General features: G+C 63.5%; 29 protein-coding genes and 3 tRNA genes. 20 read left to right on the forward strand and 12 right to left on the reverse strand.

Annotated features, from left to right (window positions below):
* Positions 1-237 precede the first annotated feature (237 nt).
* From RMO95_RS09230 to RMO95_RS09250, 5 genes are all read right to left on the reverse strand, one after another.
* Complete coding sequence (locus RMO95_RS09230; protein ID WP_310450329.1) at positions 238-1,251, reverse strand: hypothetical protein; 1,014 nt, start codon at positions 1,249-1,251, stop codon at positions 238-240.
* A 76-nt stretch (positions 1,252-1,327) separates the two neighbouring features.
* Positions 1,328-1,672 carry a DNA-binding protein gene (locus tag RMO95_RS09235; RefSeq protein ID WP_310450330.1) on the reverse strand — a complete coding sequence of 115 codons (345 nt, stop codon included), beginning with the start codon at positions 1,670-1,672 and terminating at the stop codon, positions 1,328-1,330.
* Between the two features lies 1 nt (position 1,673).
* Positions 1,674-1,955, reverse strand: coding sequence for a DUF6516 family protein (locus RMO95_RS09240; protein ID WP_310450331.1), 282 nt, complete (start codon positions 1,953-1,955; stop codon positions 1,674-1,676).
* Positions 1,956-2,061: 106 nt separating this feature from the next.
* Positions 2,062-3,228, reverse strand: a complete 1,167-nt coding sequence (dinB, locus tag RMO95_RS09245; protein ID WP_310450332.1) for a DNA polymerase IV — start codon at positions 3,226-3,228, stop codon at positions 2,062-2,064.
* A gap of 103 nt (positions 3,229-3,331) precedes the next feature.
* Complete coding sequence (locus tag RMO95_RS09250; protein ID WP_310450333.1) at positions 3,332-4,606, reverse strand: hypothetical protein; 1,275 nt, start codon at positions 4,604-4,606, stop codon at positions 3,332-3,334.
* Between the two features lie 134 nt (positions 4,607-4,740).
* Between RMO95_RS09250 and RMO95_RS09255 the strand changes: the two genes are divergently transcribed.
* Positions 4,741-5,904, forward strand: a complete 1,164-nt coding sequence (locus RMO95_RS09255) for a M20 aminoacylase family protein (protein ID WP_310450334.1) — start codon at positions 4,741-4,743, stop codon at positions 5,902-5,904.
* Positions 5,905-6,078: 174 nt separating this feature from the next.
* On the opposite strand, the gene efp is transcribed toward RMO95_RS09255, so the two are convergent.
* Together efp and earP are read right to left on the reverse strand one after the other, a co-directional pair.
* Positions 6,079-6,639 (reverse strand): elongation factor P, encoded by a 561-nt coding sequence (gene efp, locus RMO95_RS09260; RefSeq protein WP_310450335.1) that lies wholly within the window; start codon positions 6,637-6,639, stop codon positions 6,079-6,081.
* Between the two features lie 33 nt (positions 6,640-6,672).
* On the reverse strand, positions 6,673-7,731 hold the full coding sequence (gene earP / locus RMO95_RS09265) for an elongation factor P maturation arginine rhamnosyltransferase EarP (RefSeq protein WP_310450336.1): 1,059 nt from the start codon (positions 7,729-7,731) through the stop codon (positions 6,673-6,675).
* A gap of 22 nt (positions 7,732-7,753) precedes the next feature.
* On the opposite strand from earP, the gene RMO95_RS09270 reads away from it, so the two are divergent.
* From RMO95_RS09270 to RMO95_RS09300, 7 genes are all read left to right on the forward strand, one after another.
* Positions 7,754-8,413, forward strand: a complete 660-nt coding sequence (locus tag RMO95_RS09270) for a uracil-DNA glycosylase (protein WP_310450337.1) — start codon at positions 7,754-7,756, stop codon at positions 8,411-8,413.
* On the forward strand, positions 8,391-10,190 hold the full coding sequence (gene uvrC / locus RMO95_RS09275) for an excinuclease ABC subunit UvrC (RefSeq protein WP_310450338.1): 1,800 nt from the start codon (positions 8,391-8,393) through the stop codon (positions 10,188-10,190). The genes RMO95_RS09270 and uvrC overlap by 23 nt, the downstream gene beginning before the upstream one ends.
* Before the next feature lies 1 nt (position 10,191).
* Positions 10,192-10,755, forward strand: coding sequence for a CDP-diacylglycerol--glycerol-3-phosphate 3-phosphatidyltransferase (gene pgsA / locus RMO95_RS09280; protein WP_310450339.1), 564 nt, complete (start codon positions 10,192-10,194; stop codon positions 10,753-10,755).
* 37 nt (positions 10,756-10,792) lie between these two features.
* Positions 10,793-10,868: transfer RNA gene (locus RMO95_RS09285), tRNA-Gly, on the forward strand.
* 55 nt (positions 10,869-10,923) lie between these two features.
* A tRNA-Cys gene (locus RMO95_RS09290) sits at positions 10,924-10,997 on the forward strand.
* 197 nt (positions 10,998-11,194) lie between these two features.
* Positions 11,195-11,279, forward strand: a tRNA-Leu gene (locus tag RMO95_RS09295).
* 13 nt (positions 11,280-11,292) lie between these two features.
* Positions 11,293-11,724 (forward strand): DUF1178 family protein, encoded by a 432-nt coding sequence (locus tag RMO95_RS09300; protein ID WP_310450340.1) that lies wholly within the window; start codon positions 11,293-11,295, stop codon positions 11,722-11,724.
* A 3-nt stretch (positions 11,725-11,727) separates the two neighbouring features.
* Here RMO95_RS09300 and RMO95_RS09305 read toward each other — a convergent pair whose 3' ends face one another.
* From RMO95_RS09305 to RMO95_RS09325, 5 genes are all read right to left on the reverse strand, one after another.
* On the reverse strand, positions 11,728-12,684 hold the full coding sequence (locus tag RMO95_RS09305) for a hypothetical protein (RefSeq protein WP_310450341.1): 957 nt from the start codon (positions 12,682-12,684) through the stop codon (positions 11,728-11,730).
* The gene (mutS, locus tag RMO95_RS09310; protein ID WP_310450384.1) at positions 12,681-15,248 is read right to left on the reverse strand and encodes a DNA mismatch repair protein MutS; all 2,568 of its coding nucleotides are present in this window, start codon (positions 15,246-15,248) and stop codon (positions 12,681-12,683) included. The genes RMO95_RS09305 and mutS overlap by 4 nt, the downstream gene beginning before the upstream one ends.
* Before the next feature lie 14 nt (positions 15,249-15,262).
* Positions 15,263-15,685 carry a type II toxin-antitoxin system VapC family toxin gene (locus RMO95_RS09315; RefSeq protein ID WP_310450342.1) on the reverse strand — a complete coding sequence of 141 codons (423 nt, stop codon included), beginning with the start codon at positions 15,683-15,685 and terminating at the stop codon, positions 15,263-15,265.
* Positions 15,682-15,954, reverse strand: a complete 273-nt coding sequence (locus RMO95_RS09320; RefSeq protein ID WP_310450343.1) for a hypothetical protein — start codon at positions 15,952-15,954, stop codon at positions 15,682-15,684. Before RMO95_RS09320 ends, RMO95_RS09315 begins: the two co-directional genes overlap by 4 nt.
* A 688-nt stretch (positions 15,955-16,642) precedes the next feature.
* Positions 16,643-17,449, reverse strand: a complete 807-nt coding sequence (locus RMO95_RS09325) for an inositol monophosphatase family protein (RefSeq protein WP_310450344.1) — start codon at positions 17,447-17,449, stop codon at positions 16,643-16,645.
* 104 nt (positions 17,450-17,553) lie between these two features.
* Between RMO95_RS09325 and RMO95_RS09330 the strand changes: the two genes are divergently transcribed.
* The 12 genes from RMO95_RS09330 to RMO95_RS09385 all read left to right on the forward strand — a co-directional run bounded on the left by RMO95_RS09330 (position 17,554) and on the right by RMO95_RS09385 (position 26,742).
* Positions 17,554-18,351 (forward strand): RNA methyltransferase, encoded by a 798-nt coding sequence (locus RMO95_RS09330; RefSeq protein ID WP_310450345.1) that lies wholly within the window; start codon positions 17,554-17,556, stop codon positions 18,349-18,351.
* A 79-nt stretch (positions 18,352-18,430) separates the two neighbouring features.
* Complete coding sequence (gene cysE / locus RMO95_RS09335) at positions 18,431-19,183, forward strand: serine O-acetyltransferase (RefSeq protein WP_310450346.1); 753 nt, start codon at positions 18,431-18,433, stop codon at positions 19,181-19,183.
* 87 nt (positions 19,184-19,270) lie between these two features.
* Positions 19,271-19,762 carry a Fe-S cluster assembly transcriptional regulator IscR gene (gene iscR, locus RMO95_RS09340; RefSeq protein WP_310450347.1) on the forward strand — a complete coding sequence of 164 codons (492 nt, stop codon included), beginning with the start codon at positions 19,271-19,273 and terminating at the stop codon, positions 19,760-19,762.
* Between the two features lie 21 nt (positions 19,763-19,783).
* On the forward strand, positions 19,784-20,941 hold the full coding sequence (locus RMO95_RS09345) for a cysteine desulfurase family protein (protein ID WP_310450348.1): 1,158 nt from the start codon (positions 19,784-19,786) through the stop codon (positions 20,939-20,941).
* A 28-nt stretch (positions 20,942-20,969) separates the two neighbouring features.
* Positions 20,970-22,181, forward strand: coding sequence for an IscS subfamily cysteine desulfurase (locus RMO95_RS09350; RefSeq protein ID WP_310450349.1), 1,212 nt, complete (start codon positions 20,970-20,972; stop codon positions 22,179-22,181).
* A gap of 99 nt (positions 22,182-22,280) precedes the next feature.
* Positions 22,281-22,664 carry a Fe-S cluster assembly scaffold IscU gene (gene iscU / locus RMO95_RS09355; RefSeq protein ID WP_310450350.1) on the forward strand — a complete coding sequence of 128 codons (384 nt, stop codon included), beginning with the start codon at positions 22,281-22,283 and terminating at the stop codon, positions 22,662-22,664.
* 2 nt (positions 22,665-22,666) lie between these two features.
* A complete protein-coding gene (gene iscA, locus RMO95_RS09360; protein ID WP_310450351.1) occupies positions 22,667-22,990 on the forward strand; it encodes an iron-sulfur cluster assembly protein IscA in 324 nt (107 codons plus the stop codon).
* Between the two features lie 10 nt (positions 22,991-23,000).
* On the forward strand, positions 23,001-23,543 hold the full coding sequence (gene hscB / locus RMO95_RS09365; protein ID WP_310450352.1) for a Fe-S protein assembly co-chaperone HscB: 543 nt from the start codon (positions 23,001-23,003) through the stop codon (positions 23,541-23,543).
* A gap of 9 nt (positions 23,544-23,552) precedes the next feature.
* Positions 23,553-25,421, forward strand: coding sequence for a Fe-S protein assembly chaperone HscA (gene hscA, locus RMO95_RS09370; protein WP_310450353.1), 1,869 nt, complete (start codon positions 23,553-23,555; stop codon positions 25,419-25,421).
* The gene (gene fdx / locus RMO95_RS09375; RefSeq protein WP_310450354.1) at positions 25,418-25,765 is read left to right on the forward strand and encodes an ISC system 2Fe-2S type ferredoxin; all 348 of its coding nucleotides are present in this window, start codon (positions 25,418-25,420) and stop codon (positions 25,763-25,765) included. Before hscA ends, fdx begins: the two co-directional genes overlap by 4 nt.
* Entirely contained in the window at positions 25,762-25,956 is a 195-nt protein-coding gene (iscX, locus tag RMO95_RS09380) for a Fe-S cluster assembly protein IscX (RefSeq protein WP_310450355.1), read from the forward strand. The genes fdx and iscX overlap by 4 nt, the downstream gene beginning before the upstream one ends.
* Before the next feature lie 12 nt (positions 25,957-25,968).
* Positions 25,969-26,742: a TatD family hydrolase gene (locus tag RMO95_RS09385; RefSeq protein ID WP_310450356.1), complete on the forward strand. Its 774-nt coding sequence runs from the start codon at positions 25,969-25,971 to the stop codon at positions 26,740-26,742.
* The last annotated feature ends 19 nt before the right edge of the window (positions 26,743-26,761 follow it).

The following is a 26,761-nucleotide window of genomic DNA, read 5'->3' on the forward strand; positions in this document are numbered from 1 at the left end:
TTCATCTGGCATGTACCATCGTCTGGTTGGCTTGATTGAGAACACGCCCTAGGCTATCGCGAGATAGGATGATAAGCAGAGGAAATAGTGCCAAGTCATGTCCTCGAAGGTAGACATTGTGTTGCCCAAGAGTTGGCTATCGCTGCACTCGCCGTCCCGTCAGCGCCGACTCTTTGACAGCGCCAAATGTTGTACGCGCCGCCCTCAGCGAACTGAACTTAAGGCTTGTCGTATGAATCAATCGGACTTGGCAAATCTAGGCGCAAGAATGTTCTTTCCTCCGCTACGAAAATTATCAATGACGTCCGAATAGGGACAGCGGTGGCTGATCTGACTCTGAGACTCGCCAAGGGAGATCAACTCAATGTATTGATCCCTACGGTCGATCATTAGTCGAGGGATGTTTCCCCATCCAGCTTGCCGGAGATTACCCATCAGGGCACGGCGGGTTGCATTCGTCAGGATATCTACCATCTCCAAGCCGGGCTCTGGATCTGGCGAAAAGCGAAAGCTCTCAGTCATTATCTTTTTCGCGTCAAGCCCTGTTCTCTTGGTGGGGTCGTTAAGGTGTGGATGCAAATAGTCGGGAATATCCGTCTCAAACCGTTGAAAATACGAATAGTCGCTGCCTATAAGGCGGGACAATGGTTCACGAAATGACCGTGATTGAATCATCGGCATTACGGTAAATGCCCACCAACTTTCCCAGTCAGTTACGGATTGTCGATCTTTCGCATCCACTACCCATTGGAATTGTCCAAGAGTTTTTGGGTGACGCTGGCTAAAGTACAGGGTAGATAGCCGAATCGCCGTGGCGATCAATTCAAATGTCACCACGCTTTGCACATACAACTGGTGTGGCATCCGTTCCAGGCGGTGACGTAACTCCCACACACTTTTTCGGAGATTAGGGTGGAACTCATCTGTCAGATTTGCGGTGAGCGCGTCTTCTTGGTCCGCCTTGTGCTGCTCAACTTGTGCCAGCGAATGTCTCGCCATGTCGATTGCAACTGCCTCAAACAGAACCTCATTTTTCGCAAGCATGGTTACCACACGATCGACGTGCTGCTCTGAAAGCAAACGACCTTTAACCTCGCCGTGATCTGTAGGAAGTGCGTTTCTGATGGATTGGTACTTGCGCTCTATGAATTTCATCTTCCCTTCGGGGATTATGAGTGCGCCAACAACGGAAATCGCCGCCGGGCCAGACTTAGGCGCGAAGGTTCCCGATTCGTCGATGAAAATTTGCATGAAGATATTCCAGATAACCGTTTGCGATGCTTCGTGGAATCTCAGTTATCGCCCAAAGCGTCTGCTTTTCCGAGTCTCACGCCGCCTTCAGCACGAAGTCCACATGCACCGCGTCGTACGGAAAACGAAACCCTGCGTCGTCGCGCTCGATCAGTCCGACGGCCAGCAGGGAATGCACGTCCGTATGCACGCCGCGCACGTCGCGCCCCACGCGCCGGGCGATTTCCCGCAGCGCTAGCGATCCCGCACCGGTCATCACCTTGAGGATGTCCCAGCGCAGCGGCGTCAGCGTGCTCCACAGCGCGCGCTCGTCGACAAAGCCGATGAAAGGCGCTGCACGCTTGCCCGTGGTCATCGCGCGCATGAAGCGGGCATTGATGTCGTCGCGCGAGGCGACGCCGATGGTTACGGTGTTTGTCATGTCACATTCTCCAATCATCGACGGCGAACCAGAAGTCCGCCAGAAGTTGTTCCAGCGAGGTGAAGTCGTACTGCGCCTCAGTCTCACCGCGATGGAAATGGTCACCCTTGCCGGCTTCGTTGTCGAAGCGCAGCACGCACACTCCATCCACCACGTATGCCAAGCTGTATTTCAGGTCGTGCATGCTGCCGGGAACCTGGTCCGGCACGCGGAACACACGCACAACCACGAATGCATGATCCCCTTGCGGGTAGCGGTCATCGAGGATCAGTAGGGCTTGCATGTTGTAAATGGTAGCAACAGTGTCGGGTGTTGTAAAGAATTTCAACGGACGGGAACTGCCGCGAAGAGGTACAGCCAGTGCTATGACTTCCCGATTGCATTCCCCGTCAGCGGGCGGGTGTCGTCAACGGCAACTCACCCTGCGGCGATACATCTGCTGCTGGCAGCGCGCTGCTCGATGTCAGCGCACTGGTGCGCACGCCGAGCAGGCGCAGTCTCTTTTCCAGCGGCACGCGGCGCAGGCACTCGCCGGCGGCGCGGCGGATCACCGCCGGGTCGGCGGTCGGCGCCGGCAGGGTCAGGTCTCGAGTGGCGATGCGAAAGTCTTCGTAACGTAGCTTGATGCCGATGGTGCGGGCCAGAAAGCCCTTGCGCTGCAGATCCGCGGCGACGCGGTTGCACAGCGAGGTGAATATCTCGGACAGGGCGGCGCGGTCGCGGCGCGCATGGAGGTCGCGCTCGAAGGTGGTTTCGCGGCTGATCGATTTCGTCTCGGACTCGGTCACCACCGGGCGGTCGTCAATGCCGTGCGACACGGCATGCAGCCATTCGGCGTAGCTGCGGCCGAAGTGGTCTTGCAGCAGCGCCGGATCGGCGCGGGCCAGTTCGCCGATGCTGGCAATGCCCAGCGCGGCGAGTTTTTCGCCGGCCTTGGGACCGATGCCGTTGATCTTGCGCACCGGCAGCGGCCAGATGCGCGACGGGATGTCGCTCTGGTCGAGCAGCGTCAGCCCATCGGGCTTTTCCAGGTCCGAGCCGATTTTCGACAGCAGCTTGCTGGGGCTGATGGCGATCGAGCAGGAGAGTCCGGTGGCGTCCTTCACCGCCTGCTTGATGCGCTGCGCGAGGGGCAGCGTGTCGTCGGGCAGGTCGCTCAGGTCGATGTATATCTCGTCGATGCCTCGATCTTCGATCTTCGGTGCGATGGCCGCCACGGCCGCCTTGAACAGGCGTGAGTAATGCCGATAGGCGTCGAAGTCGACCGGTAGCAGGATGGCGTCCGGCGCCAGTTTCGCCGCCTTCATCATGCCCATGGCGGAGAACACGCCCAGCGCGCGGGCTTCGTAGGTCGAGGTGGTGATGACGCCGCGGCCGACATAGTCGCGCAGGCGGAAAAAGCGCCGACTGCCGTCGGCCAGCAACTCCGGCTGCTGGTCGCGACGGCCGCCGATCACCACGGGCAGACCGCGCAGTTCGGGGTAGCGCAGGAGCTCGACGGATGCGTAGAAGGCATCCATGTCGAGGTGAGCGATGCGGCGTTGATTGAGGTCCATGCGCCCGGAACCATACCGGAAACTCCGGCTTGCGTGCGGCGGGTGATTGCCGTCGCTCGCTCGGGGCGCCGGCCCCGCACCAAGCCCGCCGGACGGCCGGCAGCTAGGAGATTCTCTCGGCTTCGTGTACCGGGCGGATCGGCCGCACAGTCCGTGCCGGATCGACTGCGCCGGGCGGAACCCCCAGGGCGACGCTGGCCTGGTAGCGATATACGGCCGCGCCCATGGTCATCGAGGCGGCGAGTTCGGCGTAGCGCGGTTCCAGGGTGATGGAAGCGCCCGGGGTATCCGTCATGGCGCGCAACGGCGCCGGCGCGGGATTCAGTGCCGCGGCGGTCGGTGTGGCAGCGCCACTCTGGGCTGTCGCCTGCAGGCCTGCCGCGCTGGCGCGTGGCGCGCTTGCTTCGGTGATCTCGGTCGCGAACAAGGCCTGCGTATTTCCGGTCGGCGCAGCCTCGTCGGCGCGGCTCGGTGTCTGCAGGGCAAGCCGGACCAGGGATTCCGCCGACAGACCCTGCGCCAGCGTGAGTTCGTCGGCTGTCAGGGCAGCTTCGCCAACGAGCGCCGCCGCGTCTGTCGCCGCTGTCAGCAGCGAAACACCCGACAGGAGCAGATCGCTTGCACCCGCGGAGCCGCCGGGGCGTCGGCGCGGCCGGCTGGTGTCGAGTTCGCTGATCGCCTGTTCCAGTCGGGTTGCCAGCAACCTGTTGAAGGCCAGACTGGAGGCGTCGTTGAGCGCGTTGTGGGGCAAGCCGGCGTCGCCGATTCCCGTATCGAGCGCGGTGGCCGCCAGTCCGAGTTCGGCCGTCGGCAGCGCGTTGAGCGCCCTGAGCGATTCGTCGGCAGACGCAGCCCGCAGCACGCCGCTCGTATTGACCACGGAGGCGGCTGCCGTTGTCCGGTCCAATCCGGAAGACGAAGCGTTCAGGGTCTGGGCCAGCAATTCCCGCAGAGCCTGCTCGCTGCTCGCGCCGGTCGTGGTGTCGAGGCCGTCTGCCAGGACATTGTTCAGCGCCTGCAGCGAATCCGCGGAAAGATTGGCGAGCGATCCTATCGAGTCGGAAACTCCCAAACTGCCGGCCTCGGAGTTCAGGCCGAGCACTGTTTCGAGATTGCCCTGCAACTCGGAGGAAACGGCGCCGGGGTCCGCGCCGGATGGCAGGGCGTCGGCGGTATCGAGTCCGACCAGGGCGCGCAACAACCCGGCCGAGTTGTAGAGCTGCGGCGCGAGGGTGGTGGCACCTATCGTCACCGCGACACCCGGACCGGCGAGCGAGGGAATCTGCTGAGCCAACGAATTCGCATCGCGCACCGACACGGCACGTGTCGCGATTACGGTGCCGAAGCCTGAAATGGGCAGTGTCGAACTGATTGCCATATGAAAATAATAGACGACCGGGCGCAGTCTGCAAGCCCCTGCGCCAAGGAGCGGCGCAATCCTGTCCTCGCCACCCTCCGGCGAGGCTGTTAGGATTCAAGATAGTGAGAATTTCAATCCGAGGTGGATTTGCAATGATCGACGACATCCTGCCCAACCTGACGTCCAAGGTCGCCGTGCTGCGGCGCGACATCCACGCGCATCCCGAACTCGCCTTCGCCGAAAAACGCACTGCGGCGAAGGTGGCCGACTATCTTGACGGCCTCGGCCTCGAAGTCCATCGCGGCATTGCCCGCACCGGCGTCGTGGCCAAGCTTGCGCTGGGCACCAGTGCGCGTGCGATCGGCCTGCGTGCCGACATGGATGCGTTGCCGCTTACGGAATTGAACAGCTTTCCGCACCATTCGACGCATGACGGAAAAATGCACGCCTGCGGCCACGACGGCCATACCGCGATGCTGCTGGGGGCGGCCGAAGCCTTGTGCCAGTTGCGCGACTTCGACGGCACCGTGTATTTCATTTTCCAGCCGGCCGAAGAGCACGAAGGCGGCGGCCGCGTGATGGTCGAAGAAGGCCTGTTCGAGCGCTTCCCGATGGACATGGTATTCGGCCTGCATAACTGGCCGGGCATGGCGGTCGGCAGCTTCGGCGTCACCGAAGGACCGGTGATGGCCGGTACCGATCGTTTCGAGATCGAGGTCACCGGCCGCGGCGGCCACGCGGCCATGCCCCATCAGGCGGTGGACGTGGTGCTGGCCGGGAGTGCCCTGGTGCAGGCGGTGCAGTCGCTGGTGTCGCGCAATACCGATCCGCTGGCCGCGGCCGTGGTTAGCGTCACGCGCTTTCATGCCGGCCATGCCGACAACGTGCTGCCGGAAACGGCGGTGCTGGGCGGCACGGTGCGTACGCTCAATGCCGAATTGCAGGATGCTCTGGAACAGGGCTTGCGGCGCATCTGCACCGGCATCGAGTCGACCTACCGGGTCAGCATCGACCTGCGCTACGAGCGTGGCTATCCGCCCACCGTCAATGCAAGCGAACCGAGCTTGCTCGCCCGCGAAGTGGCACGCCAGGTAGTGGGCGAGGCGCAAGTGCTGACCAACTTGCCGCCGAGCATGGGCGCCGAGGATTTCGCCTACCTGTCGCGCGTCGTGCCCGGCTGCTACGTCTGGCTCGGCAATGGCCCGGGCGAGGGCGGCTGCATGCTGCACAGTCCGCACTACGACTTCAACGACGAGATCATCGCCACCGGCATCCGCTACTGGGTCAAACTGGCGCAGCGGGTGCTGGCGGTTTAGGGCGAACTTGTAGGGCGGACTTGTAGGGCGGACTTGTAGGGCGGACTTCAGTCCGCCATCGTTATCTGGCCGACTAAAGTCGGCCCTACAACGCCATCGTTATCTGGCCGGCTGAAGCCGGCCCTACAGCACCGCCGAGGTATGCTGGGCCGGCTGAAGCCGGCCCTATCGCGCTTACTTGATAACCCGGTTCTTGTACTCGCCGGTGCGCGTGTCGATTTCGATCCTGTTGCCGATCTCGACGAACAGCGGCACGGGCAGTTCCATGCCGGTGCTGATCTTGGCCGGCTTCATGACCTTGCCCGAGGTATCGCCCTTGACCGCAGGCTCGGTGTAGATCACTTCGCGCACGACGCTGTTGGGCATTTCGACCGAGATGGGCTTGTCGTCGTAGAACACCACTTCGACGGGCATGCCGTCCTCGAGGTAATTCACGGCATCGCTCATGTTCTCGCCTTCGACTTCGTACTGGTTGTACTCGGCGTCCATGAACACGTACATCGGATCGGCGAAATAGGAATAGGTGCATTCCTTGCGTTCGGGCACCACCTGCTCGAACTTGTCGTCGGCCTTGTAGATGGCCTCCGAGGCGGCGCCGGTGAGCAGATTCTTGAATTTGAATTTGACGACCGCCGAGCTGCGGCCGCCCTTGTTGTATTCGGCCTTTTGCACGACGAGCGGGTCGTTGCCGACCATCACGACGTTGCCGGCACGGAGTTCCTGGGCGATTTTCATGGCGAGCTTCCTGCAGCGGAATTTTAAAACCCGCTATTTTAGCCGTTCAAGGCAGAACTTTACAAGCCCGCTGGCGAGATCGGGGCGGCTGGCCAGGGTCTTCGCCCAATGCCGGGATGGGGCTTCCAGGGCCGGCAGGCCGGTGGCGAAAGTCGGCCAGTCGAGGCTGCCGATGCCGTTCCAGGCCAGCCAGAACGGCCGCAAGGCGGCGCCGGCCGGGTGCAGGGCGAGGAAGGCTTCCAGCTTGACCAGGTGGGCGTCCTCCGCCTGCGGATAGATCTGCCAGATGAAGGGCCTAGCCGCCCACTGGGCGCGAACGAAGGAATCCTCGCCGCGGACGAAATTGAGGTCGCAGGCCCAGAGCAGTTCGTCGTAGCGGCGCTGCGGCAGGAAGGGCAGGGGCTGCAGGCTCAGGTGGCCAATGGTCCGGGCGGCTTCCTTGCTGCCCGGACGCAGCACGCGCAGGGGGCGCTCCGGGCTCGCCCAGGCGACCCAGGCCCGGATCAGATCCGCAAGCGCCGGATTGGGGTAGCTGAACAGGGAAACCGTCAGTTCCCCGGGCAATCGCGGCGGCAAGGCAAACTCCGCACGGAACGCCATCTCGTCGAAGGTTGAGCGCCGCGAGTCGTAGTCGCGCTCGCGCAGAAGCCCGCCGGTGCCCGCGGCGAAGCCCGGGAAATAGAAATGCTTGAGCAGAGGCAGGCGCGGGTGCGGCGAGGGCAGGCCGTGGCTGTCGGCGACCCAGGATTCGGCCGAGAGGTATTCGAGATTGAGCCAGACCGGCGCGCGGGCGCTGCCGGCCATGGCCTCGATGTAGGCCGGCGGCGGTTCGCAGGCGAAGGCCTCGATCACTACCTCGGCCGTATCATCCGCGGGCCAGGGGGCGGGTGCAGGCCAGGGGCGAACCGCTACCGGGCCCGCTGCGTAATCCGGCGCCAGTTGGTGCAGGGGCGCGAGGTCGTCCATCCACAGCCTGACCCGCCAGCCGTGCTCGATCGCCAATTGGCACGCCAGCCGCCAGCAGACGGCGGCATCGCCGTAGTTGTCGACGACGGCGCAGAAAATGTCGCAGCGGATCGGTTTGCGGGTCATGGCGAGGCGGTATCCTAGCCTAATGAACGAACTATTACGCTGTACCGATTGCCCGCGACTCGCGGGATTCCTTGCCGACGTGCGCAGCCGCCGGCCCGACTACCACGCCCGGCCGGTGCTGCCCTTCGGCGACCCTCAGGCGCGCCTGCTGATCGTCGGCCTCGCACCTGGCATGCACGGCGCCAATCGTACGGGACGCCCTTTCACCGGCGACTATGCCGGCATCCTGCTCTACGAGACGCTGCACACCTTCGGCTTCGGCTCCCTTCCGGAATCCGTTGCCGCGGACGACGATCTGCGTCTGATCGATTGCCGCATCACCAACGCCGTGAAATGCCTGCCGCCGGAGAACAAGCCCGAGCCGGCCGAGATTCGGACCTGCAACCGCTATCTGGCGGCCGAGCTGCAGGCCGCGCCGGAAGTCCGGGTGATCCTCGCCCTGGGGCTGGTGGCGCACAAGGCGGTGCTGATGGCGCTGGGGCTCAAGCAGTCGGCGCTGGGTTTCGGCCATGGCGCGCGCCACACCTTGCCGCCCCATGAGTTCGCGCCTTCGGGCTCGCGCGGCCGTATCCTGATCGACAGCTACCACTGCAGCCGCTACAACACCCAGACTCGCCGTCTCACCAGCGCCAACTTTCAGGATGTCTTCCGCAAAGTCCGTGACGAACTCGACGCAGGCTAGCGCGGCTTTCGATTCCCGCGAGTTCCTGGCGACGCTGACCGAGGCGCCGGGCGTCTATCGCATGCTCGATGCGGACCGGGCCGTGTTGTATGTCGGCAAGGCGAAAAACCTGAAGAAACGGGTGTCGTCCTACTTCAACAAGGGCGGCCACAGCCCGCGCATCGCGCTGATGCTGCAGCAGGTCGCCGCCATGGAAGTTACGGCGACGCGCTCCGAGGCCGAGGCGCTGATCCTCGAAAACACGCTGATCAAGAAGCTCACGCCGAAATACAACATCCTGTTCCGCGACGACAAGTCCTATCCCTATATTGGTCTGTCGGGCGGCGAGTTTCCGCGGCTGTTCTACCACCGCGGCGCCTTCGAGAAGAAGTCGCAGTATTTCGGACCCTTCCCCAACGGCCTCGCGGTGCGCGAGAGCATCCAGTTGATCCAGAAGACCTTCCTGCTGCGCACCTGCGAGGAGTCGGTGTTCGCCAATCGTTCGCGGCCCTGCCTGATGCACCAGATCAAGCGCTGCAAGGCGCCCTGCGTGGGTTTCGTGTCACAGCAGGATTACGCGGCCGACGTGCGGCTGGCGGAAATGTTCCTGCGCGGCCGGCATTCGGAGGTCATCGAAGGCCTGACGCGGCTGATGGAGGCCGCCGCGACCGAACTGCGCTTCGAGGAAGCCGCTGCCCTGCGTGACCAGATCCGGTCGCTGCAGGCCGTGCTGCATCGGCAGTACGTGAGCTCGACCAAGGATGCCGATGTGGACATCATTGCGGCGGTGGTCGAGCGCGGCAGCCTCTGCGTGAATCTGGCGATGGTGCGCGGCGGACTGCATCTGGGCGATCGCGCCTACTTTCCGCAAGCCGCCGCCGAGGCGGAAGCCGGCGAAGGCCTGGCGGCCTTCGTCGCCCAGCACTATGCCGAGCAGCCGGTGCCGGCGCGGTTGATCCTGAACCTGTATCCGGTCGAGGACCTGCCCGAGGGCCTGAATGCCGGCGGGCCGAAGAACGAGATGGAGCGCGCCTGGGTCGAAATGGCGCTGACCAACGCGCGCCTGGCGGTGCAGGCGCGCTGGCAGGCCAAGGCCCGCAGCAGCGGACGCCTGACCGCCCTGCAGGAGGCGCTGGACCTGGCCGAGCCGCCGCGACGCATCGAATGCTTCGACATCAGCCACACCATGGGCGAAGGCACCGTGGCGTCCTGCGTGGTCTGCGTCGACGGGGCGATGAAGAAGGGCGATTACCGCCGCTTCAACATCGAGGGCATCCAGCCCGGCGACGACTACGCGGCGATGCGCCAGGCGCTGACGCGACGCTATGAAAAGGTTGCCACGGGCGAGACCGCGGCCCCCGACCTGGTCCTGATCGACGGCGGCAAGGGCCAGCACCGCGTGGCGCGCGAAGTCTTCGCCGAGCTGGGCCTGGATCATCTGGCCAGCATCGGCGTGGCCAAGGGCGAGGACCGCAAGCCGGGACTGGAAACACTCTTCGTGCATGGGCGCAGCATGCCGCTACAATTGGGCATGGACCACGCAGGCTTCCACCTGATACAGGAAATTCGCGACGAGGCGCATCGCTTCGCCATCGTCGGCCATCGGGCGCGGCGGGCCAAGGCGCGCGGACGGTCCAAGCTCGAAGACGTCGCCGGGGTCGGCCCGGCGCGGCGCAAAAAGCTGCTGGCGCAATTCGGCGGCCTCGACGGGGTCAAGGCCGCAACCATCGAGGACCTCTGTCGGGTCGATGGCATTTCGCGACGCCTCGCCGAAGAAATTCACAAGACATTGCGCTGACATGCCGCTGAACATTCCGAACCTGCTGACCTGGGCGCGCATTCTGCTGATTCCACTGGTGGTCGGCGTCTACTATCTACCGCTGACCATCGCCGAGCAGAATCTCGTGGCGACGGCGGCCTTCCTGGTCGCCGCGATCACCGATTGGGTCGACGGCTGGCTGGCGCGCAAACTGAACCAGACTTCGGCCTTCGGCGCCTTTCTAGATCCGGTGGCGGACAAGCTGATGGTGGCCGCCGCGCTGGTGGTGCTGGTGCGGCTCGACCGTGCCGACGTCATGCTGGCCTTCATCATCATCGGTCGCGAAATCGCCATCTCGGCGCTGCGCGAATGGATGGCGAAGATCGGCGCGGCGAAGAGCGTGGCCGTTTCATTGATCGGCAAGCTGAAAACCATCGCGCAGATGACGGCGATCCCGCTGCTGTTGTGGCACACGCCGATCGGTCCGCTCGACGTGCATCTGGCCGGCACCTGGTCGCTCTGGATTGCCGCGCTGCTGACGCTATGGTCGATGATTTATTACTTGAAGAAAGCGTGGCCGGAAATCTCGGCGCGCAGTCGTTGACACATCGAAAGCGGACGCTATAATGCGCGCCTGTTCTGCGGGAGTAGCTCAGTTGGTAGAGCGCAACCTTGCCAAGGTTGAGGTCGAGAGTTCGAGACTCTTCTCCCGCTCCAGAATTCTGGGGGAAAGCAATTGCTTTCCCCCTTTTAGCTTCAACAAGTCCTTCGCGGCGCGATGGCAGAGTGGTTATGCAGCGGCCTGCAAAGCCGTGTACCTCGGTTCGATTCCGGGTCGCGCCTCCAGTATTCCTCCTTGCCTTTTTCAGAGCTTGCGAAGAAATCGTAGCGAGCGGGCCGCAGCGGGGTGCGGCCGGAGCGCAGCTACCGGAATGTACGTTTCTGTACATGAGGATAGCGAGCACCGCCCAAGCCCCGATCCGGCACGCGCAGTAGATTTACGCCGCGCAGCAAGTCCCCTGGCGGGATTCACAAGCTCTCGGGCCCGGGTGGTGAAATTGGTAGACACAAGGGACTTAAAATCCCTCGGCGCAAGCCATACCGGTTCGATTCCGGTTCCGGGCACCAGCCATCCAAACGCGTGATAGTTCTCAATCTTCTCTGCGACCACGGACACCGTTTCGAAGGCTGGTTTGCTTCGGGCGAGGCATTTCGCGATCAAAGCCAACGTCATCTGGTGCACTGTCCTCAATGCCAGACCTCGACGGTGACGCAACTGCCATCGGCGCCGCACGTCAAGCGTGGCGTCAGCGATGTGGCATTGGCGGAAAAGCAGACAAGCCAGGCTGGCGCACCCGGCATGAGCGCTTTGAATCAGGCCTTGGTCAACATGGCGCGGCGGGCCGAAAACGTCGGCGAGCGCTTTCCGGAAGAGGCGCGCCGCATTCACTATGACGAGGCGCCGGCCCGTACTATCCGCGGTACCGCCACGGCCGATGAGACCCGCGAACTGCTCGACGAGGGTATTGCCGTGCTTCCGGCACCCGTGCCGCCGGAAGACGAAATTCATTGAGCTTCAGTAGGCTTGCGGCGGCGGTGTCCAGACACGCGGCGAGAAGCTGAACACCTGCGGATCGGCCGCATCGACCTGGCCCCTGATCCAACCGAAAAAGGGCGAGCCGAAGGTTTCGACGCGGGTGAAATTCCTGACCGTCTCCCCCGTATCGGGGTCTGCCATCGGCTGATCGATCCGATGCAGATGCGTATCGCCATGGACCAGCACCACCTGGCCGGGAAAGGCTCGGGTTTGCTCGCGCAATTGGATCAGGAAATCGCGGTAGCCGGGGCTGGGCTTACCGGCATTGGCGGCATGAAAACCGGGATTGCCCTGCATCGCGATCAGGATGCCCGCCAGTCTCCTGCTGCGCGCGAACGCGAACGCCTCGGCCAGCCAGGTCCGGTTGGCGGCGCTGCGCTCTATGAACTCCGGCACCGGTCCGCCGCCGCGCCGCGTGCCGTGAAAGTTGTTGTCGCTGCCGGGCACGTTGAGCCCGACGAACAAGGCGCCGCCGGCTTCCCAGCGCACGTTTTCGCGGTAGCGGGCAAATGCCGGATCACGACTTTGGCGTTCCAGCTTCAGCGGTCGCCGGCCCAGCGCGAAATCGTCGGGGAAGAACCATAGTCGCAGCTTGCCGAGACGTTCCAGCGGATCGTAGCGGCCGTTGCTCTTGCGATGGCAATCGGTCCAGTCGTTGTCGCCCGGCACATAGACCAGCGGATGCCTGGATATTTGAAAGACAGCCTGAATATCCTGCAGCGCCTCGTCACTGCAGGCGCTGGCACCGCTCTTGATGTCGCCTATGTGCACCACGAAGGCCAGACTTTCGGCATCCATGGCCGCGATCAGGTCGGGCAGATGTGTGCGCTCCCAGCGGTTGTAGGGCGTGTCGCCGAACAGGCCGAAGGCGAGCGGTTCGGCATGCGCTGAAAAGGCCAGCAGCGCCGCAGCCAGCAGCGTGAAAAGTCGCTTCACGACTTGGCGAGCTTGTGCAACTGATAGAGCTTTTCGAGCGCTTCGCGCGGACTCATTTCATCGGGATTGACGTCGCGCAGGGCGTCAAGCGCCGGATGCGGCGGTTCGGGCAGGGGCGGCGCGCTGGCGAACAGGTCGGGCTGGGTCAGCGAGCCGACTTCGCGGTTTTCCAGCAGCGTCAGCCGGCGCCGTGCCTCGCGCACCACGGCCGAGGGCATGCCGGCCAGCGCCGCGACCTGCACGCCATAGCTTTGCGAGGCGGGGCCTTCCTCGACGGCATGCAGGAACACGATCTTGTGGCCATGCTCGACCGCGTCGAGGTGCACGTTGGCGCATACCGGGTAGTCCTGCGCCAGCCGCGTCAGCTCGAAATAATGCGTCGAGAACAGGGTCCAGGCGCGGTTCTTCTCGATCAGGTGGCGGGCGATGGCAAAGGCCAGCGCGACGCCGTCGAAGGTCGAGGTGCCGCGGCCGATTTCGTCCATCAGCACCAGCGACTTGTCCGTCGCGCCGTTGAGAATTGCCGCCGCCTCGGTCATCTCGACCATGAAGGTGGAGCGCCCGGAGGCGAGGTCGTCCGAGGCGCCGATGCGCGTGTAGATCGCGTCGATCGGTCCCAGCCTGCAGCGCGCCGCGGGGACGAAGCCGCCGCAGTGCGCGAGCAGCACGATCAGCGCGGCCTGGCGCATGTAGGTCGATTTGCCGCCCATGTTGGGGCCGGTGATCAGCAGCATGCGGCGCGCCGGCGAGAGGCGCGTGTCGTTGGCGATAAAACTGTCGATCTGCCGTTCCACCACGGGATGGCGGCCGCCGTCGATCTCGATCGTCGCCTCGTTGCAGAACTCGGGCTGGCGGTAGTCGTGGCGCACGGCGGCTTCTGCAAAGGCGGCGAGACCGTCGAGTTCGGCGATGGCGCGCGCGATGCGCTGCAGCACCGGGATGTGGATCGCCAGCGCGCCGAGCAGCTCGTCCCACAAAGCCTTTTCCAGCGCCAGTGCGCGCTCGTTGGCCGACAGTGCCTTGTCCTCGAAGGCTTTGAGTTCGGGCGTGATGTAGCGCTCGGCGTTCTTCAGCGTCTGCCGGCGGCGGTAGTCCTCGGGGATCTTCTCGACGTTGGAGTGGGTGACTTCGATGTAGAAGCCATGCACCTTGTTGAACTCGACCTTGAGGTTGGCGATGCCGCTGCGGGTCCGTTCGCGCGCTTCGAGTTCGATCAGGAAGGCGCCGCAGTTGTGCTGGATCGCGCGCAGTTCGTCGAGGTCGGCGTTGTAGCCCGGGGCGATGACGCCGCCTTCGCGGATCAGCGCGGCGGGCTCGATCGCTACCGCCTGGGTCAGCAGGCTGACGCAGCCTTGCGGCGTGGCGAGTGCGGCAGCCAGTTCGGCGAGTCGCGACGCCGTCTCGCCAGCGCCAACTATTGAACGGATGCCGTCGAGGCGCGCGAGGCTGTCGCGCAGCGAGGACAGGTCGCGCGGCCGGGCGCTCTTCAGCGCGATGCGGGCGGTGATGCGGTCGATGTCGGCGAAGCCGGAGAGCGCCTTGGCCAGTGCCGCGAACGGGCCGTTGCCGGCATCGCCGATCAGCGCCGCGACGGCCTCGTGCCGCGCGCGCGGAATGCTGCGCTCGGTCAGCGGGTGGTGCAGGCAATGGCGCAGCCAGCGCGAGCCCATGCTGGTGGCGCAGGTGTCGAGCAGCGAGAGCAGGGTGGGCGCCGCTTCGCCGCGCAGGGTTTCGGATATTTCCAGGTTGCGCCGGGTCGCGGCGTCGAGGCGCAGGAAGGCGCCTTCGTGCTCGACGGTGAGCTGTGTGACGTGCGCCAGCGCCTGCAGCTGCGTGGCCTGGGCGTAGCGGTAGAGCGCACCGGCGGCGGCCAGCCCGAGTTCCTCGTCATGGACGCCGAAGCCGGCCAGATCGCGGGTGCCGAAATGCTCGGCCAGCGCATTGGCCGCGGCGCGTGCGTCGAAGTGCCAGTCGGGCAGGTGCTGGCTGACCGCACGGTGCTCCGGCACGCCGCTGCGCAGTGCGTCGGGCAGCAGCAATTCCGCCGGGCGCAGGCGCTCGAAGTGGGCGGGCAGGGCGTCGAGCGAGGTTTCCAACAGGCGCAGGTCGCCGTTGGCGAGATTGAGCCAGGCCAGACCGGCGCGCTGGCGGTCGATCGTCAGTGCCAGCAACAGGCTGTCGTTGCGGTCGTCGAGCAGGTTGGCGTCGGTCAGCGTGCCCGGCGTGACGATGCGCGTCACCGCGCGCTCCACCGGGCCCTTGGCCAGAGCGGGATCGCCGATCTGTTCGCAGATGGCCACCGAGACGCCCAGCTTGACCAGCTTGGCCAGGTAGCCGTCTACGGAGTGGTAGGGAATGCCGGCCATGGCGATCGGCTTGCCGGCCGACTGGCCGCGTGCGGTCAGCGTAATGTCGAGCAGGCGCGCGGCCTGCTGGGCATCCTCGTAGAACAGCTCGTAGAAATCCCCCATGCGGAAAAACAGCAGCTTGTCGGCATGCTCCGCCTTGGCGCGCAGCCATTGCTGCATTACGGGGGTGTGCGCCGCCAGTTCGGCGGCCGTCATGGCGGCCGACATCGTCAGCGCTTCTGCAGCCACTGTTCGGGCGTAAACACTTCCGCAACACCACGGGCGCGTTCGAGCATTTCGGAGTCAAGGGTAACCAGCGGCATTCGGTGCGTGACCGCGAGGGCGACATACACGGCATCGGCGCCGCGCAGCTTTCTGGAACCGGCGATTTTCGCCGCTTCGTGTGCCAGCGACTGGTCCATCGGAATGCTTTCGATCAAACGCAACGCACGGATAATGCTAACCGCATCGTGACCGTTCGCGGCGACGCCGGTGCGTCTAGCGATCGCGCCAGCAACCTCCGGCCAGGCCAAGACGGGAATGACGAGGCGAGATTCGCATTCCAGCAGGGCCGTGATGCAGGCCATGGCGATACCATGATGCCGGTCGTCAGCAAGAAATCTGGCGACCCATACGGAAGCATCGACAATCATGCGCCGAGGTCCCGCCGCTGTTCGCGGATCGCAGCGACAGCATCCTGCGGCCCCTGCCATGCCGCAGAAATTTTCTTCGACAGTTGATCGAGTTCGCGGTTGAACGCTTCAATCTCTTGTTGCCTATCGCCTTGCGGCGCCGTGGCGCCAGCACCGACTTCCCTGCGCAGGACATCCGTCAGCCAGTCTTTCATGCTCATCCCATGCAGCGCCGCAACGGCCTTGGCCCGGCGGAACAGGTCATCGGGCATTTCGATGGTGGTTTTCATTTGACGGTCTCCGTAAATATGGGATTACGGCTTTTATGGTATTCCCGTACTTGGAACATTTCAACCTCGAGCGAACGTTCTCCGGGGCTGGCCGGGTCTGGGCAGAGCGAGAGGTCAGTTCGGCTGGCAAGGACGACACAGGTGTGCTTGCTACCTTGGAGTGTAGTCAGCATTCCGCGACTACACCTCCGATGAGTTGCTGAGCATTAGAAGGACGAAGACGATAGATACAGGGCCCTAGATCGGAAAATGTGAGAGTGACTGCTGCCGGCGATGTAGACTTAACTTGGGCCGCACTGGTCGTGCCAAAAGAGGAGGGAGTGACAGTGAATCAATACGAAACGCGCGGTCAAGCCATACGTCTAGCCGCGAAAGAATTAATGCTCGACTTCATGCGGGCAACAAGTGACTGTCAGCCAGGTCAAGATGGAATGCGTCTTTCTCCTTTGTTCCGAGCATGTGGCTTTGATTGGGGCGAGTACCCGAAGGCTACATCGTCAAATCAGCAATATTGGGTAGTCGCGCTTGTTCGCGAACTTGAAGCGGAAGGCAAAGTCGAGCACGTATCACCGTCGGGACCTTGGAGGCTCAAGTGATTGATCATTTCGCTGTTGGGTTCGGTGAATATGCGGCCGATCGATGGCTCAGAACGACCAAGTGTCGTGAGTGATCCGCAATAGTAGAAGCCCTAGGCCGACAGCTTCGCGTTCAGATGCGGAGTGATGAGCTGCAGCAACTGCGCGAAGATCTTCGGGTTGCCGCCGATGATGTTGCCGGTCTTCATATAGTTGGTCTCGCCGGCCAGGTCGCCGACGAGGCCGCCGGCCTCGGTGATCAGCAGCGTGCCGGCTGCCATGTCCCAGGGCGAGAGGCCGAGCTCCCAGAAGCCGTCCATGCGGCCGCAGGCGACCCAGGCCAGATCCAGTGCGGCGGCGCCGGGGCGGCGCATGCCCGCGGTGCGCTGGGCGACGTCGCGGAAAATCGCCAGGTAGGCGTCGATGTGGTCGAACACGCGATAGGGGAAACCGGTGCCGATCAGCGCTTCATCGAGCTTGGTGCGCTTGGCAACGCGAATGCGCTTTTCATTGACGAAGGCGCCGCCGCCCTTGCTGGCGGTGAAGATTTCGTTGCGGTTGGGGTCGTACACCACGGCTTGCGTCATCACGCCGCGGTGGGCGAGGCCGATGGAAATCGCATACTGCGGCAGGCCGTGGATAAAATTGGTGGTGCCGTCGAGCGGATCGATGATCCACTGGTATTCGCTGTCGGCGCTGGTGCCGGCCAGGCCGGACTCCTCTGCTAGAATTCCATAGCTCGGATAGGCATCGCGCAACACTTCGAGGATCGCGGCTTCCGCGGCGCGGTCGACCTCCGTGACGTAATCACTCTGCTGTTTCACGTCGATCCTCAGCTTGTCGACGTCGAGACTGGCGCGGTTGATGATCTGGCCGGCGCGACGCGCGGCTTTGACGGCAATATTTAGCGTGGGATGCATGGATTTTTAAGGCGGAGCAAGCCAGGAGGGGCGCATTTTGCGCACGAAGTCTGCAATTCTATCCCGGGATACCGTCCCGACCCAAGGGGACCGGGACACATAATATGAACACCACGCCATTGTCCGCTCCTGCCGTCCTCGATCGCATCCGCGTGGTGCTCTCGCATCCCAGCCATCCGGGCAACATCGGCGCCGCGGCGCGGGCGATGAAGACCATGGGCCTATCGCACCTGGTGCTGGTAAATCCGAAAGCCTTTCCCGACGCCCAGGCCGATGCCATGGCGGCCGGTGCCACCGACCTGCTGGTGCAGGCCGAGGTGGCGGACTCCCTGGCGGAGGCGCTCAGCGGCACCGTGCTGGCCATGGCCATGACGGCGCGTCGGCGCGAGTTGGCGGTGCCGGCGCTGTGGGCCCGCGACGGCGCCGCGGAACTGGTGGCCATGGCTGCCACGGGGGATGTTGCGCTGGTGTTCGGCAACGAGACCTCGGGACTTTCCAACGACGAACTGGCGATGTGCCGGCGTTGGGCGATGATTCCGGTCAACGCCGAGTTCAGTTCCCTGAATCTTGCCGCCGCGGTGCAGGTGCTGTGCTACGAGCTGCGCTTGGCGGCGCTCGATCCCGGCCTGCCGCCGGCCATCTCGGGTGCCGGGCTGCTCGCCAGCCATGACGAGGTGGAGGGCTTGATCGCCCATATCGAACGCGCCGCGGTGTCCAGCGAGTTTCTCGACCCGGCCAGCCCGAAGCGCCTGATTGCGCGTCTGCGGCGCATGTTTTCCCGCGCCGGGCCGGAGAAGGAGGAGGTCGCGATCCTGCGCGGCCTGTTCGCGGCGTTGGAAAAAGGCTTGTGCGCCCCATCTGGAGTGGATACGGCGAAATCTTCGCGCAAAGTCGACAACTGAATTGCTAATTAAAGCTTGACCCCGACGCTCGGGATTTCTACCATTTCAGAAAGTACTAATGGATCAACCGGATCAATCCATGTTCTCCCGTCTGCGTGAAGATATTTCCTGCGTTTTCGAACGCGACCCGGCCGCCCGTTCCACCTGGGAGGTGCTGACCTGCTATCCGGGTTTTCACGCCCTGACGCTGCACCGCGTTTCGCACTGGCTGTGGGGGGCGCGCATGCGGTGGTTGGCGCGCTTTGTCTCGCATTTCACGCGCTGGATCACCGGCATCGAGATTCATCCCGGCGCGACCATCGGCCGACGCGTGTTCATCGACCATGGCATGGGTGTGGTCATCGGCGAGACGGCGGTGATCGAGGACGAGTGCACGCTGTATCACGGCGTTACGCTGGGCGGGACGTCGTGGAACAAGGGCAAGCGGCATCCGACCTTGCAGCGCGGCGTGGTGATCGGCGCCGGCGCCAAGATCCTGGGGCCCATCACCCTCGGTCAGGGCGCCAAGGTCGGGTCGAACGCCGTGGTGGTGCGCGACGTGCCGCCGGGTGCGACGGCGGTGGGTATCCCGGCGCGAATTATCGAGGACCGCAGCGAGATCGACCGCGAGGTCAAGGCCGGCCAGATGGGCTTCTCCGCCTATGCCGTGACCCGTGCCGAGGACGATCCGCTGGCGCAGGCGATTCACGGCCTGCTCGATCATGCGGTGGAAACCGACCGCAGGATAGAGGTCTTGCTGAAGACCATGGCAAAGTCAGGGGTATCGCTGGAAGACGATGTGGCCACTGCCGACAAGTTCGATCCGAACTATTTGTCGAAGATAGTTGACTAAAATGATCGGGATACAATATAGTTGATTGAAACGCTCAAGTATTGTTCTTGAAGCGTTTCCAACGTAACCACCCGACGGAGATTTCTCATGAGACTGACGACCAAAGGACGTTTTGCCGTAACTGCGATGATCGATCTTGCCCTGCGCCAACATACCGGTCCGGTCACTCTGGCCGGCATCAGCGAGCGGCAGAAGATTTCCCTTTCCTACCTTGAGCAGCTGTTCGGCAAGTTGCGTCGCCGCGAGCTGGTTTCGAGCGTGCGCGGACCCGGCGGCGGCTATTGCCTGGCCAAGCCGCTGGAAGGCGTGTCTGTGGCCGACATCATCCATGCCGTCGACGAGTCGCTCGATGCGACGAATTGCGGCGGCAAGGGCAATTGCGCCGAAGACCAGCGCCCCTGCATGACCCACGAGTTGTGGACCAGCCTGAACGAGAAGATGTTCGACTATCTCAGCTCGGTCACCTTGGCGGAACTGGTAGCCCAGCAACGCGAGAAGACCGGCGCCGCTGCGGTATTGCACGACGAACGGCCCTTGCGCCGCGTCCGTCGTCCGGCCGAGGACCTCGTCGCTGCCTGATTGCGCCACGAGCCTGCCGCCATGTTCGCTCCTGTCTACTTGGATCACAACGCCACCACGCCGCTGGATCCGCGCGTGCTGGAAGGCATGTTGCCTTACCTGCGCGAGCAGTATGGCAATGCCTCCAGCCGCCACGAATACGGCCGAGCTGCGCGGCGTGCGATCGACGAGGCGCGGCAGCGGGTGGCGTATGCCGTGGGTGCCCATCCGACCGAAGTGGTGTTTACCAGCGGCGGCTCGGAGGCCAACAATCTTTTCGTCAAGGGCGCAGCGGCTTGCCTCAAGCCCGGCGTCGTGGCGATCTCGGCCATCGAACATCCCTGCGTGCGCGAACCGGCGAAAGCTTTGCGGCGCGCCGGCTGGACGCTGCGCGAGATCGCCGTCGATGAAAATTGCCGTGTCGCCAGCGCCAACTTTCAAGCCGTGCTCGAAGAAAAGCCGGCGCTGGTTTCGGTCATGCTGGCCAATAACGAAACCGGCGTGGTACAGGACATCGCCGCCCTTGCGGCCCAGGTCAAGCCCATCCGGGCGTGGTTCCACACCGATGCAGTGCAGGCATTCGGCCGGCGTCCGGTGGATTTCCGTGCCTTGAGCGGTGCCGGCGTGCATGCCCTGACGCTTTCCGCGCACAAGCTGGGCGGGCCGAAGGGTGCCGGCGCGCTGGTGGTGGACAAGCGCGTCGAACTGCAGCCGCTGATCGCCGGCGGCGGTCACGAACGCGGCCTGCGTTCGGGCACCGAGAATGTTGCGGCAATTGTCGGTTTCGGCCTTGCCGCGGAACTGGCGGTCGCCCGACTCGATCAAAATGGCAGAGGCTTGGCTGGACTGCGTGCGGAACTCGAAGCCGGGCTGGTGGCGCAGGGTGCGACGATATTCGGTGCCGGCGCCGAGCGTCTGCCCAATACAAGTTATTTCGCGTGTCCCGGCATCGATGGCGAGACGCTGGTGGGCAAGCTTGATCGCGCCGGTTTTGCCGTGGCGGCAGGGGCCGCTTGTTCCAGCGCCAATCCGGAACCCTCGCACGTGCTTCTGGCGATGGGCATTCCATCCTCGCTGGCGCGTGGCGCCGTGCGGGTGAGCCTGGGTCCGGACAGTACCGCGGCGCAGGTGGGTGATTTTCTTGCCGCGCTAACTACTACAATCTTGCAACTCAGGGGCCTGACTGCCCTTACAAGCTGAACTGGAGAAACTGGTAATGAAAGCAGGCATGAAACTGCCGGTGTACCTCGACTACTCGGCGACCACGCCGGTGGATCCGCGCGTGGCGGCGAAAATGATTCCCTGGCTGACCGAGCACTTCGGCAACCCGGCCTCGCGCTCCCACTCTTATGGCTGGGAAGCCGAGAAGGCCGTCGAGGAAGCGCGCGAGGAAGTCGCCGCGCTGGTCGGTGCGGATTCCAAGGAAATCATCTGGACCTCGGGCGCCACGGAATCCAACAACCTGGCGATCAAGGGCGCGGCGCATTTCTACGCCGGGACCAAGGGCAAGCACATCATTACCGTTTCGACCGAGCACAAGGCGGTGCTGGATACCGTCAAGGAACTGGAACGCCAGGGCTTCGAGGCGACTTACCTGGTGCCGCAGGAGAATGGCCTGATCACCGTCGAGCAGTTCAAGGCGGCGCTGCGCCCCGACACCGTGGTGGCTTCGGTGATGGCGGTGAATAACGAGATCGGGGTGATCCAGCCCCTGGTCGAGATCGGCGAAATCTGTCGCGAAAAGGGCGTGATGTTCCACGTCGATGCGGCACAGGCCACCGGCAAGATGCCGATCGACCTGTCCAAGCTGAAGGTCGATCTGATGTCCTTCTGCGCGCACAAGACTTACGGCCCCAAGGGTATCGGTGCGCTCTACGTCAGGCGCAAGCCGCGCGTCCGGCTCGAAGCGCAGATGCACGGCGGCGGCCACGAGCGCGGCATGCGCTCGGGCACCCTGGCGACGCACCAGATCATCGGCATGGGCGAGTGCTTCCGCCTCGCGCGCCTGGAAATGGCCACCGAGAACGAGCGCATCCGCATGCTGCGCGACAAGCTGCTCAAGGGGCTCACGGACATCGAGGAAACCTATGTCAATGGCGACATCGAACAGCGCGTGCCGCACAACCTGAACGTCAGCTTCAATTTCGTCGAAGGCGAGTCGCTGATCATGGCGATCAAGGACATCGCCGTGTCCTCCGGTTCGGCCTGTACCTCGGCCAGCCTGGAGCCCTCCTACGTGCTGCGCTCGCTGGGCCGGTCGGACGAACTGGCGCACAGCTCGATCCGCTTCACGCTCGGCCGTTTCACGACGGAAGAGGAAATCGATTTCACCATCAAGCTGCTGCACGACAAACTGGGCAAGCTGCGCGAACTGTCGCCCCTATGGGAGATGTACAAGGACGGCGTCGACCTGAACTCCGTTCAATGGGCGGCACATTGATGCGGCAAGCCGCATCGATGTGCCGCCCATTGGGCAAAATGGACTACCCACCCCCCAGCCCCCACCCCGAGGGCGGGGGTGACTAGACGGAGAAGCATCATGGCATATAGCGAAAAAGTACTGGATCACTACGAAAACCCGCGCAACGTGGGTTCCTTCAACAAGGACGACGAAGGCATTGCCACCGGCATGGTCGGTGCGCCGGCCTGCGGCGACGTCATGAAGCTGCAGATCAAGGTCGGCAAGGACGGCATCATCGAAGATGCCAAGTTCAAGACCTACGGTTGCGGCTCGGCGATCGCCTCTTCGTCGCTGGTGACGGAATGGGTCAAGGGCAAGACGCTGGATCAGGCCCTGGACATCAAGAACACCCAGATTGCGGAAGAGCTTGCTCTGCCGCCGGTGAAAATTCACTGCTCGATCCTTGCCGAGGATGCGATCAAGGCCGCCGTGGCCGACTATAGAAAGAAACAGGGAGCCTGATCATGCCGGTGACACTTTCCGAACCTGCGGCGCAACACGTCGCCAATTTCATCGCCAAGCGCGGCAAGGGCGTCGGCATTCGCCTGGGCGTCAAGACCTCGGGTTGTTCCGGCATGGCCTACAAGCTGGAATTCGCCGACGCATCGGAGCCGGAAGACCATATCTTCGAAAGCCATGGCGTCAAGGTGCTGGTCGATCCGAAAAGCCTGCCCTATCTGGATGGCACGGAGCTCGATTACACCCGGGAAGGCCTGAACGAGGGATTCAAGTTCAACAACCCGAATGTCAAGGATGCCTGCGGCTGCGGCGAGTCGTTCAATACCTGATGCTTGTTCGATGACCACATTCGACCTGAATTTCGCTGCCGATCATTTCACGTTGTTCGGCCTGCCGCGTGCGCAGTCGCTCGATCTGGAAAGTCTCGAGAACAGCTTTCGCGCGGTTCAGGCCAAGGTGCATCCGGACAAGCACGCTCATGCCGGCGATGCCGACCGGCGCCTGGCCATGCAATGGGCGACGCGGGTCAATGAAGCCTTCCAGACGCTCAAGTCGCCGGGCAAGCGTGCGCGCTATCTGTTGAGCCTGCTTGGGCACGATCCGCAGATCGAAAGCAACACCGCAATGCCGACCGAATTCCTGATCAGCCAGATGGAATTGCGCGAAGCCGTGATCGAGGCGCGTGCTGCGGCCAACGAGGATGCCCTGGATGCGGTCCGCCTGCGCCTGTTGAATGAAATCAAGGTCGAGTACCAGCGTCTTGCCGAACTGATCGACGTCGCGAAGGATTTCGCGGCGGCGGGCAATCTGGTGCGGCAACTCATGTTTCAGGAAAAACTGCTGAACGAAATCGACGACGCGCTCGAAGCCGTCACTGCTTAAAATAACAATATGGCACTTCTTCAGATTGCGGAGCCGGGGGAATCCGCCGCGCCCCATGAGCATCGTCTTGCGGTAGGCATCGACCTCGGTACCACCAATTCGCTGGTAGCGACCGTCAGAAGCGGCATGAGCGTGGTGCTCAACGACATGCAGGGACGGCCGTTGCTGCCTTCCGTGGTTGCCTATACCGCCGACGGCAGCGTCGAGGTGGGTTATGGCGCCGAGGCCAAGCAGTCCATCGACCCCAAGAACACCATCATTTCCGTCAAGCGTTTCATGGGCCGCGGCCGGCACGACATCGCCCACATCGAGACCTTGCCCTATGACTTCGTCGATGCCGAAGGCATGGTCAAGCTGAAGACCATTGCCGGCATCAAAAGTCCGGTCGAAATCTCCGCCGAAATCCTCAGGACCGTGCGCAATCGGGCCGAGGCTTCGTTGGGCGGCGAATTGACCGGCGCCGTGATCACCGTCCCGGCCTACTTCGACGACGCCCAGCGCCAAGCCACCAAGGATGCGGCGCGCCTTGCCGGACTGAATGTGCTGCGTCTGCTCAATGAACCGACGGCCGCCGCGATCGCCTATGGCCTGGACAATGCCGCCGAGGGCATCTACGCGGTATTCGACCTGGGCGGCGGGACCTTCGATATTTCGATCCTGCGGCTGTCCAAGGGGGTTTTCGAGGTCATGTCCACCGGGGGAGACTCGGCCCTGGGCGGCGACGACTTCGATCATCGGATCTTCTGCTGGATCATCGAACAGGCGAAACTGGCACCACTGTCGCTGCAGGACGCACGCCTGCTGCAGATGCGCGCCCGCGAAGCCAAGGAACAACTGTCGCAGCACGGACAGGTGCCGATCACGGTCAAGCTCGGCAGCGGCGAATACGTCGATCTGACGCTGACCACCGAAGTGTTCACCGAGATCACCCGCACCCTGGTGCAAAAGACCCTGGTGCCGACCAAGAAGGCCTTGCGCGACGCCGGCCTGACGGTCGACGAGGTGCGCGGCGTGGTCATGGTCGGCGGCTCGACGCGCATGCCGCAGATCCAGCACGCCGTGGCCGAGCTGTTCAAGCAGGAGCCGCTCAACAACCTCGATCCGGAAAAGGTGGTGGCGCTGGGCGCGGCGACCCAGGCCAACCTGCTGGCGGGCAACCGCGCCGCCGGCGACGACTGGCTGCTGCTCGATGTGATCCCCCTGTCGCTGGGCCTGGAAACCATGGGCGGCCTGGTGGAAAAAGTCATCCCGCGCAACTCGACGATTCCGATTGCGCGTGCGCAGGACTTCACGACCTTCAAGGATGGCCAGACCGCGATGTCGATCCAGGTCGTTCAGGGCGAACGCGAACTGGTTTCCGACTGTCGCAGCCTGGCGCGTTTTGAATTGCGCGGCATACCGCCGATGGTGGCCGGGGCGGCGAGGATCCGCGTCACCTTCCAGGTCGACGCCGACGGCCTGCTCTCGGTCACGGCGCGCGAGCAGACCAGCGGCCGCGAGGCGCGCATCGAGGTCAAGCCGGCCTACGGCCTCAGCGACGACGAAATTGCCGGCATGCTCAAGGACAGTTTCAGCCATGCCAGCGACGACGCTTTCCGTCGCGCCCTGCGCGAGGCTCAAGTCGAGTCGCAGCGCCTGATCGAAGCAACCCAGTCGGCACTGGCCGATGCGGGCGATTTGCTGTCGGTGCTGGAGCGCGCGCATATCGACGCCGCCATGACAAAACTGCAGACGGTGATGATCGGCGACGATCGCCGCGCGATCGATGAAGCCATGCAAGCCTTGAGTGCCGCCACCAACGAATTTGCGGCGCGCCGTATGAACCAGAGCGTGAAGCGCGCGCTCTCCGGCCGGAATGTTGACCAGATATCCCTATGACGCAGATAATTGTTCTTCCCCATGTCGAGTTGTGTCCCGATGGTGCGGTGATCGAGGCCGCACCGGGTACGTCAGTCTGCGATGCGCTGCTCGGTAACAATATCGAGATCGAGCATGCCTGCGAAAAGTCCTGTGCCTGCACCACCTGCCACGTCGTGGTGCGCGAAGGTTTCGAATCGCTCGCCGAGGCCGAGGACATCGAGGAGGACCTGCTCGACAAGGCCTGGGGCCTGGAACCCAACTCGCGGCTTTCGTGTCAGGCGCTGGTCGGCAAGGTTCCTTTGGTGATAGAAATCCCGAAATACACCATCAACATGGTCAAGGAAGGGCACTCCAAAAAATGAAGTGGACTGATTCTCTGGAGATCGCGATCCAGCTCGCCGAAGCCCACCCCGAAGTCGATCCGACGCGCATCAATTTTGTGGACCTGATGCGCTGGGTCATGGCGCTGCCCGGTTTCGAGGAAAACGAGACCCACTGCGGCGAAAAACAGCTCGAAGCAATCCAGCAGGCGTGGATCGACGAAGTCGAATGAGGTATTTGATCCATGCTGGTCGATACCCATTGTCATCTCGATGCTGCCGAGTTCGATGCCGACCGCGTCGCGGTGGCGGCGGCGGCGATACAGGCCGGCGTCGGGCTGATCGTGGTGCCGGCGGTGGAGCGGGCCAATTTCGGTGCGGTGGCTTCGGTCTGTCGTGAGCATGCCGGCTGCGGCGCGGCCTATGGCATTCATCCCATGTATGTGCAGCGGGCCCGCGAAGTCGATCTCGACATCCTGCGCGAAACCGTTTTGCGCGAGCATCCGCTGGCGGTCGGTGAAATCGGCCTCGATCGTTTCGTCGAGCCGCGCGACGATGCAGAGCAGGAGTTCTATTTCAATGCACAGCTGAGGATTGCGCGCGACGCCAGCCTGCCGGTGCTGTTGCATGTGCGCCGCGCGATCGACCCGATACTCAAGCAACTGCGGCTTTGCCCGGTGACCGGCGGTATCGCGCATGCCTTCAACGGCAGCCGGCAACAGGCCGACGAATTCATCAAGCTGGGCTTCAAGCTGGGTTTCGGCGGCGCGATGACCTTCCCCCGCGCCAGCCGCATCCGGGAGCTCGCTGCCACCCTCCCGCTCGATGCCATCGTCCTCGAAACCGACGCGCCGGACATTCCGCCGGAATGGAAGGCCGGTGCCCGCAATACGCCGGATCAACTGCCGCGCATCGCGCAGACCCTGGCCAGCCTGCGCGGTATCTCCGTGCAGGAAGTGGCCGCGGCGACCACGGCCAATGCTGCCGCCGTGCTTCCCGGTCTGGCGCGGATACATTAGACTATTTCCTTTACCCCTA

It is taken from the genome of Sulfuritalea sp. (assembly GCF_031426875.1).
In the GTDB taxonomy this organism is placed as follows: domain Bacteria; phylum Pseudomonadota; class Gammaproteobacteria; order Burkholderiales; family Rhodocyclaceae; genus Sulfuritalea.